Source organism: Campylobacter concisus (genome assembly GCF_003049065.1).
Classification (GTDB): domain Bacteria; phylum Campylobacterota; class Campylobacteria; order Campylobacterales; family Campylobacteraceae; genus Campylobacter_A; species Campylobacter_A concisus_BE.
This window is the reverse complement of the sequence record NZ_PISC01000001.1, coordinates 185,330-198,264: the sequence shown is the minus strand read 5'-3', so window position 1 is coordinate 198,264 and position 12,935 is coordinate 185,330. Positions and strand designations below refer to the sequence as shown.

Below are 12,935 nucleotides of genomic sequence, written 5' to 3'. Positions count from 1 at the left end.
AAATTATTTGCCTAGTTTTTCTATATAATTTACAACGTCTTGAATGCTTACTAATTTCTCTGCTTCGCTATCAGGAATTTCTACTTCAAATTTCTCTTCTAAAGCCATAACTAGCTCTACAACGTCAAGTGAATCAGCGCCTAAATCTTCGATGATTTTAGACTCTAGTTTTACCGCTTGTGGATCTACGCTTAGTTGCTCTACAACTACGTCTCTTACGTCTTCAAATACTGCCATTTAAGGTCTCCTTATAAAAAATGTCTGTTATCTTATAATATTTACGCTTTTATTTATTTTAAATTTCAAAACTTGTTGAAATTTCATTACATATAAAGTCCGCCGTTTATTTTTAGCGTCTCGCCAGTCACGTAACTAGCGTGATCACTTAGTAAAAATGCCACAGCCTCGGCCACCTCACTAGCGCTGCCAAAGCGTTTAAGCGGGATATTATCGCTATAAGTTTTTTTCACCTCGTCACTTAGCCCATGCGTCATATCAGTCTCGATAAAGCCCGGAGTTACGCTGTTAAAGCGGATATTTCTGCTTGCGCCCTCTTTTGCAAAACTCTTACTCATAGCGATTAGTCCGCCCTTGCTGGCTGAATAATTCACCTGTCCTGCATTTCCCATCTCACCAACGATAGATGCGACGTTTACGACCGCTCCAAAGCGCTTTTTACTCATCACTTTTAAAGCCTCTCTACATCCTATGAAGGCTGAAGTTAAATTTGCATTTATCACATCTGTAAATTCGCTAGTTTTCATGCGAAGTGCTAGCTTGTCATTTGTGATACCAGCGTTATTTACGAGGTAGCTTAGCTCACCGTCGCTATCAACTATCAAATTTATACCTTTTATAAACTCATCTTCGTCTGTTGCGTCAAATTTTATCACCGCAGCCTTGCCACCATTTTGCTCGATCTCAGCCTGCAAAGCGTCTGCTACTTCAGGCTTTGAGCGGTAGTTTATCCACACTTTTAAGCCCATATTTGCAAGCGTCTTTGCGATCTGTGCGCCGATACCTCTGCTTGCACCTGTTATTAGCACGTTTTTTCCGCTAAATTTCATAGATTCTCCTTATAAATTTTGCTTATATTATCAAATTTAAAATAACGCCTCGTCCATCTCAGCTGGGATCTCAAGCCCCATGAGCTTTAAAACGCTAGGCGCGATGTTGTTTAGACCGCCATTTTTTAGCTCTTTAACTCCCTCAGCCATCACAAAGCAAAAGACGTCATAGGTCGTGTGATTTGTCAGTAGTTCGCCACTGCTATCACGCATCTCTTCGCAGTTTCCATGATCGCTCGTGATGATCATAGCGTAGTTTTTTTCTCTTGCTTTTGCGTAAATTTCTCCAAGAGCCGCATCCACCGCTTCGACTGCTTTTATAGCGGCCTCGTAGTTACCAGTATGTCCCACCATATCGCCATTTGCGAAATTTACCACGATAAAGTCTTGCTCGTCATCCATGCCCTTTAGCACAGCTTTGCAAACCTCTGCAGCGCTCATCTCTGGCTTTTCGTCGTAGGTTTTTACTTTTGGACTAGGGATGAGCACCCTAGTTTCGTTGCTGGCTAGCTCCTCGACGCCGCCATTAAAGAAAAATGTTACGTGGGCGTATTTTTCAGTCTCAGCCGTGTGAAGCTGCCTTAGGCCAGCAGCCGCTATGACCTCGCTTAGAGTGTTTTTTATCTTTTCATTTTTAAAGAGCACTTCAAATTTAAAATTTGCGTCGTATTCGGTCATGGTGATTAGATTTTTGATAGCAAATGGTCGCTCAAACTCGCTAAATTTCTCCTCGCCAAGAGCCTGGCAAATCTCTCTTGCTCTATCATTTCTAAAATTTATTACGATCACGCCGTCATCTTCGCCCATGCCACTAAAGCCATTAAAGCTTGCTGGCTTTACAAACTCGTCAGTCACGCCCTCATCGTAGCTTTTTTGTAGATACTCACTTGGCGAAAGCTCGCTTAAATTTGCTCCCTTTACCAAGCTATCATAGGCCTCTTTTACGCGCTCCCAGCGTTTATCTCTATCCATCGCGTAAAATCTGCCACAGACGGTTGCTACCTTAAATTTAGCCTCCAAGCTTTTTATGAAATTTAGACCGCTATTTGGGCTAACGTCGCGTCCGTCGGTGATAGCGTGGGCAAAAACTTCGCAGCCACTTTTGCTAGCAAGCTCACACATGCCATCAAAATGCTCCATGTGAGAGTGTACGCCACCGTCGCTATAAAGCCCTATGACGTGGATCTTTTTGCACTTTTTAAAAAGAGCCTTTAGCGCTTCATTTTCTGCTACTGAGCCGTCATTAAAGCCGCGTGAAATTTTGACCAAATTTTGATATAAAACTCGCCCACTTCCTATGCACATGTGCCCTACTTCGCTATTTCCCATCTGCCCTTCAGGTAGTCCCACAGCGTTTCCAGAGGTTTTTATGAGTGAGTTTGGAATTTCTTTAAAAAATTTATCGTAGTTTGGCTTTTTAGCCGCCTCAAATGCGTTAAATTTGCCATTTTTGTTTGAACCAATGCCATCAGTTATTATAAGTATAGTTTTTTGAGCCATTTTTAAATTTTATCCTTAAATTTAGATAATTTTTAAGGCCATTATACTAAAATTGCTTTTTTTTAAAATAAAGGCCCCTATGTTTTACTATATCTATGAAATTTTAAATTTTAATATCTTTCAGTATATCACCGTTCGCGCTGGCATCGCGTTTTTCATAGCATTTATCTTGACAGCTTATCTGATGCCTAAATTTATCGCTTGGGCAAAGGCAAAAAACGCCGCACAACCTATCTACGAGCTCGCGCCACAAACTCACCAAAAAAAGGCTAAAACGCCGACCATGGGCGGACTTGTCTTTGTCTTTACAGCCGTGATCGCCACGATCATCTGCGCTAGGCTTGATAACGCCTTTGTGCTAGCCTCGCTCTTTTGTCTAGTTTGCTTTACTCTGCTTGGTTATAAGGATGATTACAGCAAAATTTTAGGTGCGAAAAACCACGCCGGTCTAAGTCCAAAGGCAAAGCTCTTTTTTCAGTTTTCAATCGCCTTTTTACTCGCAGCCTTTTTATACATCAGCAAAGAGCTAAACACCGAGTTTTACCTGCCATTTTACAAGCAGCCGATCTTTGATATGAAAATTTTTGCCATTTTCTTTTGGACGCTAGTCATCGTCGCAGCCTCAAATGCGGTAAATTTAACAGACGGACTTGACGGACTTGCCGCCGTGCCATCGATATTTTCACTTCTAACTCTTGGCGTTTTTGCCTACATCTGTGGCCACGCTGTCTTTAGCTCGTACCTACTTTTACCAAAGATCGCAGGCGTTGGTGAGAGCGTCGTCGTAGCCTCTGCGCTAATTGGCTCGCTCATGGGCTTTTTGTGGTTTAACTGCCATCCAGCTGAAGTCTTTATGGGCGATAGCGGCAGCCTAAGCGTTGGTGCATATATCGGCTTTATGGGCGTTGCGACCAAAAACGAAATTTTACTCATCATCATCGGCCTCATCTTTGTCGTTGAGACACTAAGCGTCATCTTGCAGGTGGGCAGCTTTAAAATTTTTAAACGCAGAATTTTTCTCATGGCGCCTATACATCACCATTTTGAGATAAAGGGCTGGGCGGAAAATAAGATCATCGTGCGCTTTTGGATCATCGCACTTTTAGCAAATTTGATCGCACTAACGGCGCTAAAGATCAGGTAGATCATGCGAGCGCAGATAGAGCCTGACTTTGAGAGTGCTAGAAAAAAATATGATGAAATTTTGGAGCAAATTTTAGCCTACACCGACTATTGCGACGAATTTGGCGATGAGGACGGCGAAGAGTACCGCAAGGTAGAGCAGCGTCTAGCCAAGATCAGTGGCAAGGATATGAGTAAATTTAGCCTGCACGAGTGGTGGGAGGCCGAGGGTGCTGAAAATCTCGCCTTTGACATCGCCTTGCCAGAGCCAAAAGTGGTGCCAGATATAACAAAAGACGAGCTTAGGCAGATAGTGGAGCGCATGTTAGCACCTGTGCCTGAATTTGATGATGATTTTTTAGAGGCATTTTACGTAAGAGTGACATTTGCTTGCAAGGGTGCATATTTTGCAGAGTTTTTGAAGCTAAATTTTGCCAAAACCTTTAGCTTTGAGCTCTTTGAGCGCCGCGAGATAGAAGGCGTGATGCGTGAGCTTAGCGCAAATGAGATAGTAGAAATTTTATGGGGCAAAAGAGGATAAAATCATGAGAAAATCACTATTTGGCTATGGTGGCACGACAAAGGCGATTTCAAAGAATTTTATAAATGATGGTTTTTGGGATATCTATGATGATAAATTTAGCGAAATTTCAAAAGATGAGTTTGGCAACGCTCTTTTGCCAGTTAGCGAATTTGACCCAGCAAAAAGCAGCCTAGAGATACCAAGCCCTGGCATTCCGCCTCACCACGAGCTTATAAAAAAAGCTAAAAATTTAGTTAGCGAATATGACTATTTTTATGAAATTTACAAGGCGCATCTGCCATTTAACGTCTGGATAAGCGGCACAAACGGCAAGACGACAACCACAAAGATGATGCAGCACCTGCTAGAGAGCAAAGGCTCAGTCATGGGCGGAAACGTCGGCATCGCGCTAGCAAATTTAAACCCGCATACTAAAATTTGGATACTTGAGACCAGCTCATTTACCCTGCACTACACAAACCGCGCAACGCCTGGCATCTACGTGCTTTTGCCGATCACTCCAGATCATCTAAGCTGGCATGGCAACATGAGCGAGTACGAAAAGGCAAAGCTTAAGCCACTTGCTAGCATGAGTGAAACAAGCGTAGCTATCGTGCCTGAAGCTTACGCTAAAACGCCTACAAAGGCCAAAGTGATCGCCTATAAAGATGAGAGCGATCTGGCTCGTTTTTGCGGTGTAAATTTGGGCGATATAGCCTTTAAAACGCCATTTTTACTTGATGCACTGCTAGCACTTGCGGTTGAGAAAATTTTATTTGATCGCTGCGATGTGGGACTTTTAAACACATTTGTCATCGAGGCAAACAAGCTCGAAGAATTTACTGATAACAAGGGTCGAACCTGGGTAAATGACACAAAAGCGACCAACATAGATGCGAGCATTCAAGCTGTAAAACGCTACAAAGACCACTTCATGCACCTGATCTTAGGTGGCGACGACAAGGGCGTTAGTATGGATGAGCTATTTGAAAATTTAAAGGGTCTTAAAGTCAAAATTTACGCCATCGGCTCAAACAGCGACAAGCTTATGAATTTAGCTGCTAAATTTAACGTGCCTGCCCTAAAATGCGACTTTTTACAAAACGCTGTAAATGAGATAAGCAAAGAGCTAAAAAGTGGCGAGATAGCGCTTCTAAGCCCAGCAGCTGCGAGCCTTGATCAGTTTAAGAGCTACGCCGAGCGAGGAGATAAATTTAAAGAGTTTATAAGGGCTCTTTAAGCACAATTTTCTCTTAAATTTAACCTGCTATTTCATAAATTTATAGGCTTTTTTGATCTGAAGCAACGATATCACCTAGTATCTTTCACTAAAATCACAAAAAATAATACTTTAGCTATATACGTTTTATAAATTTGTCCGATATGGCTTAGAATACAACGAGGAAAAGATGAAAGATAAAAAACTAATCATAAAAGACATTCAGGGTGAAATTTACATCATAAGCCAAGACGGAAGCATAAAAATGCTAAAAGATGGCGATGAGATTTACGCTGATCAGAAAATTTTTACTAAAAATTTAGACGCCAAGATCACTTTAGAAGGTGGCGAGGAGATAAATTTAAGAGCTCATCAAAGCATAAATTTAGATGAAATTTTAAAAATTTCAACAAAACCAGCAGAAGAAAAGGGCGAGAGCGAGCACGGATACGGATCATCGGCGAGCGAGGGCATATCTTTGAGCATGGCTAGTTTTGCTACAAGCGGACATAGCGCAAATATCCATCAAATTTACAACCAACACAGATCTTTAGAGCCAAACATAAGTAGCACCCAGCCAAGCGAGCTAAAAAGCGTCTCAGGTGCCTCTAGTACGCTGGTAGAAAAAAGTAGCACCACTGCGGAGCCAAAAGAAGAGCCATTTATAGATACCATAAATGTGTTAAACGTCACAAACAGAGGGCTGGATGCAGATATTTGGCTTTATGACTCAGCTAGAAACCATGGTCGGGGGCTTGATTATTATGATTTGGAGCGAAGCAAAAGCATACTAAAAGAGTGGAGCGCAAACCATCACGTAAGTGCGACAAGTACATTTAATGACTTGCGTTATGCAACTGGTAATCAATACAGGCCACCTTTTTCGTCAGAAGAACTAAATGTAAAAGTACGTAACCGCACTCCATCAGACATCGAGCTTGCTAGGATAGGACGAGACCCAAATGTAAATTACACCAAAGATAGAATCGATAGAGGTTTTGACCCAAATGTTGAACCACCTAATAAAAATGGTCACTATAAATTATTCGAGTCCAAAATCACTGCAGATGGAGTAATGGTCAGCATGGATGGCTGGATATTTATAAAAAACCGTAGTGCTATCGACAAGTTTTATTATGAGATAAAACAACAAAGGCAGAGTTTTAAATTTGAATTTGATGGTAGAGAAATTTCATGGCAGCCATTTGCAGCAGCAACTAGAAATGGTGGCATAGATGAAGATAGTGCCTCACAAAGCGAAAGTACAAATAGCCTAAATTTAACAAATGATTATGGATTTTATAAAGTACATATAGAAGTATCCGATGAAAGATATAGTTATATGTTTAGAGTGCATCCAGATAGCACTTTTAGTAGAATTATTTCAAATGACCCTAACATAAAACTAGTTAGCAACGCTTATATGGAGGCTCTTGAACACAATCATCTTGTGACAAAAGAGAGCGATACGTTTTATAAGGCAAAAGAAATAAATGGTACAAAATTTGGCGATAATGCAAGCGATTTTGATAAGCCATTTGATCTAGAATTTAAAGGTACAAAAGACGTTGGCAGCAACCTTGATGACAGATTTATCTTTAACTCGCACGATATCGACGCAAAAGGTGGCATAGATACGCTAGTTTTTACCCAAAACGTGGATCTAACAAAGATAAGTGAGCTAGATAAGCGCCTTGAGAGCTTTGAGCGCATCGAACTTGATCACACAAAGGCTGTGAAGCTAAAGCTAAATGGGCAAAACATAATCGACATGATAGACTCCAACCCTACCAAAGGGCCTGATGGCTTAGAAAGCCTAAATACCATTCTTAAAATTTCAGGTGACAGCGACGACGTGGTGCAGCTCGTTGGAAATTTCATAAAAGCTAAAAGCGCCGAGATAACCGCGCTAAATGCAAAAAATAGCGTAATCGGAGCTGATTATAACGAGCTCAAAGTAGAGCCAAGTGGCGAAGCGGTCAATCAAGTCTATAAAGGCGAAAACAACGCTGGGCAGACATTTTTCGTAGAGATAGATAAAAATGTGCATGTCGAGGTGATGTAGTAAATTTACAAGAGCCAAAGACCTCATCCCAAAAAACCACCAAACTATTTAAATTTTAAGAGATTTTCCGATATTACAATACACACTTTTTACAGGGATGAAGAAATGCCAAATTTTGACGCCATAAGGATCGGCGTTATAAAAAAGATCAAGGGTGAAGCCATTGCCATAAGCAGGGACGGCACTATGAGAGTGCTGCACAAAGGCGATGAAATTTACCTTGGTGATGATATAAAAACGAGCGAAAACTCGAACCTTACCATTGTTTTTGATGACGGCGAAAAGGCTTATGTCGGCTTTAGCTCGGTATTTCACACTATAAACGTCTTTGCTGAGCATAAAGGCGAGCTAGTCATCCCAAAAAATGCAAACATCCTTGAAAATCACAAAGAACACGCAAATGACGATGATCAAATCTCCCATCAAGAGCTATCTTCTCACGGCTCATCATCGCAATACTCTGCTTCAGTGGGCAGTGGTGGCATCAAATTTGAACTAGGTGGCCACTACTCAAATATCTACGACTTCTACACTGGTTTGCGTACTCTTGAAGCGAGGCATGACGAGGTCAAATGGCCAGTTGGCGAAGCTAAGATCGGCGGGGTCTCTTACGCTGGATTTGGCGCGCAAAACCTAAATTTTACACCGCCAGAGCCAAACATCGTGCTAAATTTCAACCTTACAAGCGATACTGGCGAGAAAAAGGGCTTTTTAGGAGGAGCGCAGCTAAACTCACTACCAAAAACTCCTGATGGCAAAAAGATCATCACAAGCATAGGCGTTTATATCCCAGACGTTGCTAAAAATGGCGACATCATCACGATAAAGACAAATATGAAAGGCGGTGGCAAAACTAGCAACTACAAAGTAAATACGATAACAAACGAGCTAATCCCAGTTGATAGCACCGGCACGCCCACTGGAGCGCCTCCTATACCTATCGTAAATGGCAAAGCAGAGATCACTGGGGTTGAAATTTTAAACCATGGCAAAACGACCGTGACAAGCTCATACACCACTGGTGGCAGAACATTTACCGCGCCGCCAACTGCCTATGAGCTAAACGACACGCCAGCCATCTCAAAAGTGACAGCCACGCTCGATCTTGATAAAAATGGCGACGGCGTGATAGATGCGACCGAGCTAGGATATGGCAGCGGCACGCAAACTAGCGGCATGAAATTTATAGTGCCTGACGAGCTTAGCACTGGAGATAAGATCACGTTTAAGCTAAATGAACCGGGCAAACCGCCAGTTGAGAAGAAATTTACGCTAGATAAAGAAAATGGCACAGCCACTGACGAGGATGGCAACACATATACATTTACGACCGATGAAAATGGCGCAGTTAGCTTTAGCGTGCCAAACATCGCAAACATCACAGCAGGAAGCAGCATAGAAACTGGCGTTGTTGATAAATTTGGCAACGTCTCAGCCACAAGCACTACGCCAAGCAGTAGCGTAAGTGACACCGTCAAAGTGACGCTAACAGCTGATAAAAACGGCGATGGTCTGATAAGTAGCGACGAGATAGGAGATGGCACTTCAAAGGTTGAGATAAATTTACCTCGCACTATAAAACCAAAAGAGAGCGTCACTATAAACATAGGCGGCTCGCCAAAAGAATTTGTCGTAAGCGACAATGGCATAAGCGTTTATGATAAAAACAGCCCAAACGTAGTAGTGCCAATAGTTAATGGTAAATTTGAAGTGCCAGGCGTAAGCGTGCCAGTGACACCTGGCTCAAGTGTATCTATAAGCACAACAGTTAATGGCCAGCATGGCACGCCAAAACCAAATGGCACAAGCAATCAAACCACTCCAAGCGTCGTGGTAGCTCCACCTGTAAAATCAGCCAAGATAAGCTTTGATAGTGACTTGGGCTCTAGCAATAGAACACCAGATGGCAAGATAGATACCTCAGAAAACAGATACAATGACGGTGACCCAACAAAAACCGAGGCGTCTATAAAAATCCCAAGCGTGATAAAAGAAGGCGATAAGATAGCCATCGATGTCACCAACCCAGACGGCAGTAAAACGCACAAAATTTACACATACACTAATGGCAAGATAATCGCCCCTGATCACAATGAAGTGCCACTAAATGATGGTAAATTTAAGATCACAGTGCCAATAGAGCATGGCAAAACCACAAGCATAACGACGACCATGATGGACAAGGCTGGCAACAAAGGCGAGAGCGATACAAATGAGATAAAATTTAGCGACAGCCCAGTGGCTAAATTTGTCAAAGACGCTGACGGAGATGGGCTCATAGATGACACCACTGGAGCCATAACGACCTCTGATGTAAAGGTCTATCTCCCAAGTAGCGCGGTGCCAAAAGATGAGCTAAAGATAAGCATCCTAAACCCACTTACTAACAAACAATCAACCGTGAGCTACATCCTAGACGATGATGGCGTGCATATGATAAACAAAAAAGACCCAAGCGATATAAAAGTGATAAGTGACGGCGCTATCACCATACCAGACGTGACGGTAAGTAGCAAGCGCCCAACCTTAGTCGATGCGACCCTTATAAAAGACGACGGAAGTGCGATCTCTGGCACATCAAGTGGCAGGCTATTTGCCTTTGGCGTGCTGGACTACATAGACGATGTAAAGCTTGTTACAAAGATAGATAATGCCGATATCCACTCCGCAAAATACCTAAACGAAGAGGACTACGAGCACATCATCTCGACAAGCCAGTATGAGTCAAATTCGACCCAAAAGATAAACTACAACATCGCTCTTACAAATGACGAACAGCCATACATTAAATTTGGTATAAATAAGCCTGACACCACAAGCGACGGCAAAGGCTACGTGCTAATAGAGATAAAAGATGAAAACGCAAATGTAAGTGATAGCTTTATAGCTAAGATCGAAAACAACACCGTCATAGCAGACTTTGAAAAGGTTGGCAAAAAGCTAGATAGAACTCACCATATCATAGACGCCACCTACGTGGGGACTGATGGCGTGCCTCAAAGAGATGATAACCTAACTATCACAGTCGATCTCGACTCAAAGCCTGATAAGCTAATAGAATCTGACTTTGATAATATAAAAAATGGCTCTGGCAACTACGCTATAAATTTTAGTGGCAAAGGCGAAGCCGCAAACAATCCACACGATGAAAAATCAAAAGATGTAGAGGTCATAGACGCTGAGACATCTGAGAAGACGACACTTACACTTGATAGAAATTTAAGCTACTCTGGAAGCTTTAACGTAGCACAAAATACTGGCAGCAAAAACTACATCGTTGAAAGACTAGATGATGCAGGAAATTTAGCCGTTCAAACCGTGACTATGGTGGCAAACAAAGGCCTTGATGTTGATATGTGGTTTTATGATTGTACAAATAAAGAATTTATAAATAAATTTATGTATCCTGGACCATTTTTGCCAACAGATAGCGCAAATTTATTTTATGTAAAGCATCACTATAAAGAGTGGATGGAGTGGGCAGGCGCTAGCGCTACTACTACATTTGATGAAGTCTCTTTTAGAGGAGGCAAAGACTATAAATTAAGCTGGACTAGACCATCAGCAGGCGAGCTAAATACAAATGATATGGCAAGAGTAGGACACTCTCCTATGGCAAGCGATACAGACCACACTGGCACTCACTACAATGTAAATCACTCAGGTAACTACACCTTGCTAGAAGCTGAGACGGTAGGAACAGACCTTATCATGCATATGAGCGGATGGATATATATAGAAGAAGATGGCGAGTATCACGTACGAGCAGACCACTTTCAAGATCATGTATATATGGAACTTGGTGACTATAAAATAGTTGCGTCATATTGGAATGGCGACCAACAACCACATCCTCCACAAAATCCAAACACTTGGTCTACAAGAGAGGTTAATATAGTGGGCGATAGTTTTTTAGGATACCCAAACGTAATAAAATTAAAAAAAGGCTTTTACAAACTAAATATAGAATATATAGATCAAAGAACGGATGTGGATCTTGATATACAGATAAGAAAACATAAAAATCCTATATATACGGATGCTGACTTTAAAAATATTGGCTCGCAAGGAAGTGGCACACATCTTTTTAGTAATAGCTATATAAAAGCTTTGGAAGATAAAGGATACGTTAGTAGTGCTGACGCAAATGGCTATAGAAAAGCACTAAATGGTTATGGAAATGACCCAGATGATTTTAATAGAGTAATGCACTTAAAACACAATACAAATACTCTTGAAGGAAGTAATCTAAATGATGTCTTTATCTATAATGGCAAGAGTATAGATGCAAAAGGTGGTGTAGATAAGCTGATATTTGTTGAAGATACAAAACTAGAAGAAGTAAGTAATTTAAATGATACTTTAAAAAGTTTTGAACGTTTGCAACTAGGTACTGAAACCCAAGCTGTCTCAATATCACTAAATACTAAAAACGTTCTTGATATCATAGACTCAAAAGAGACCACCATAACCATTGGCTCAGGAAGTGGCAGAAAAAAGATACAAGATACACAAAGTATGAATACTGTCTTAAAAATCTCAGGCGATGATGAAGATGGCGTTAAGCTAATAAGTGATGGAAATAATAAATTTGAACTAGCTACTGATAAAGAAGTGACTATGCTTAACTGGAAACATAGTCAAGCCATAGGAGATGAATTTAACAAAGTAGAAGTCACAGCTGATAGCGGCAGTAAAACATATCATGATCATAAAAACGTAATAAATGATGCCAGCGGAAATACTACGATACTTAAAATAGACCATGCAGTAAATCAAGTCTATAAAGGCACATACACTAATGGAGCTAACACAAAGACATTTTTCGTTGAGATAGATAAAAATATCAAGATCACTCACGAGGGAGATGATCAAAACAATACATTTACCTACGAAGACAACAAGATAGACGCAAAAGGTGGCGTTGATACGCTCATCTTTACTGAAAATATCGATCTTAGCAGGGTGGCTGACCTAAACGATAAACTAAAGAGCTTTGAAATTTTACAGCTTGGTAGCAAGAGCACTCAGGCGGTCTCGATAGGACTAGATGCCAAAAGCGTGCTTGATATCATAGACGCACAAGTAACAGATGGTGGTCTAAAAAGTGTAAATACCGTGCTAAAGATCAAAGGCGATAATAACGACAAAGTGGCGCTAGAGGGCAAAGGCACTATCTTCGCACAAGCAACAGATGGCGAAGTAGCGGTACTAAATTTAAAACATAGCGCTTTAGGCGATACACATAACCAAGTAGCAGTTGATGGTAGCGGTCACGCTGTAAATCAAGTCTATAAAGGCGTATATGGCAGCGGAGCAAGTATGCAAACATTTTTTATCGAAATAGATAAAGATGTAAGTGTAATAAATTTGGTGCATTAAATTTAACTTTGTCGGGCTAAAATTTATAGTTTTAGATTTAAATTTCTTAAAAACAAA

General features: G+C 41.2%; 8 protein-coding genes. 5 read left to right on the top strand and 3 right to left on the bottom strand.

Annotated elements, in window-relative coordinates:
- Positions 1 to 3: 3 nt before the first annotated feature.
- The 3 genes from acpP to gpmI form a co-directional block, all read right to left on the bottom strand.
- Positions 4 to 237, bottom strand: coding sequence for an acyl carrier protein (gene acpP / locus CVS81_RS00970; protein WP_002941395.1), 234 nt, complete (start codon positions 235 to 237; stop codon positions 4 to 6).
- Positions 238 to 323: 86 nt separating this feature from the next.
- Positions 324 to 1,067 (bottom strand): 3-oxoacyl-ACP reductase FabG, encoded by a 744-nt coding sequence (gene fabG, locus CVS81_RS00965; RefSeq protein WP_009294788.1) that lies wholly within the window; start codon positions 1,065 to 1,067, stop codon positions 324 to 326.
- A gap of 36 nt (positions 1,068 to 1,103) precedes the next feature.
- On the bottom strand, positions 1,104 to 2,567 hold the full coding sequence (gene gpmI / locus CVS81_RS00960) for a 2,3-bisphosphoglycerate-independent phosphoglycerate mutase (protein WP_107964787.1): 1,464 nt from the start codon (positions 2,565 to 2,567) through the stop codon (positions 1,104 to 1,106).
- A 79-nt stretch (positions 2,568 to 2,646) separates the two neighbouring features.
- On the opposite strand from gpmI, the gene mraY reads away from it, so the two are divergent.
- From mraY to CVS81_RS00935, 5 genes are all read left to right on the top strand, one after another.
- Complete coding sequence (mraY, locus tag CVS81_RS00955) at positions 2,647 to 3,711, top strand: phospho-N-acetylmuramoyl-pentapeptide-transferase (protein WP_107964786.1); 1,065 nt, start codon at positions 2,647 to 2,649, stop codon at positions 3,709 to 3,711.
- A 3-nt stretch (positions 3,712 to 3,714) separates the two neighbouring features.
- Positions 3,715 to 4,230: a hypothetical protein gene (locus tag CVS81_RS00950; protein ID WP_107964785.1), complete on the top strand. Its 516-nt coding sequence runs from the start codon at positions 3,715 to 3,717 to the stop codon at positions 4,228 to 4,230.
- Positions 4,231 to 4,234: 4 nt separating this feature from the next.
- Positions 4,235 to 5,452, top strand: coding sequence for a UDP-N-acetylmuramoyl-L-alanine--D-glutamate ligase (gene murD / locus CVS81_RS00945; protein WP_107964784.1), 1,218 nt, complete (start codon positions 4,235 to 4,237; stop codon positions 5,450 to 5,452).
- 169 nt (positions 5,453 to 5,621) lie between these two features.
- Positions 5,622 to 7,496, top strand: coding sequence for a hypothetical protein (locus tag CVS81_RS00940; protein ID WP_107964783.1), 1,875 nt, complete (start codon positions 5,622 to 5,624; stop codon positions 7,494 to 7,496).
- 105 nt (positions 7,497 to 7,601) lie between these two features.
- Complete coding sequence (locus CVS81_RS00935) at positions 7,602 to 12,878, top strand: hypothetical protein (protein WP_107964782.1); 5,277 nt, start codon at positions 7,602 to 7,604, stop codon at positions 12,876 to 12,878.
- Positions 12,879 to 12,935: the final 57 nt, after the last annotated feature.

Bases quoted from the DNA above. Each gene is read 5' to 3' on its own strand.
- fabG (WP_009294788.1), bottom strand. From the start codon at position 1,067: ATGAAATTTAGCGGAAAAAACGTGCTAATAACAGGTGCAAGCAGAGGT.
- CVS81_RS00935 (WP_107964782.1), top strand. From the start codon at position 7,602: ATGCCAAATTTTGACGCCATAAGGATCGGCGTTATAAAAAAGATCAAG.
- murD (WP_107964784.1), top strand. From the start codon at position 4,235: ATGAGAAAATCACTATTTGGCTATGGTGGCACGACAAAGGCGATTTCA.
- mraY (WP_107964786.1), top strand. From the start codon at position 2,647: ATGTTTTACTATATCTATGAAATTTTAAATTTTAATATCTTTCAGTAT.
- gpmI (WP_107964787.1), bottom strand. From the start codon at position 2,567: ATGGCTCAAAAAACTATACTTATAATAACTGATGGCATTGGTTCAAAC.
- CVS81_RS00940 (WP_107964783.1), top strand. From the start codon at position 5,622: ATGAAAGATAAAAAACTAATCATAAAAGACATTCAGGGTGAAATTTAC.
- CVS81_RS00950 (WP_107964785.1), top strand. From the start codon at position 3,715: ATGCGAGCGCAGATAGAGCCTGACTTTGAGAGTGCTAGAAAAAAATAT.
- acpP (WP_002941395.1), bottom strand. From the start codon at position 237: ATGGCAGTATTTGAAGACGTAAGAGACGTAGTTGTAGAGCAACTAAGC.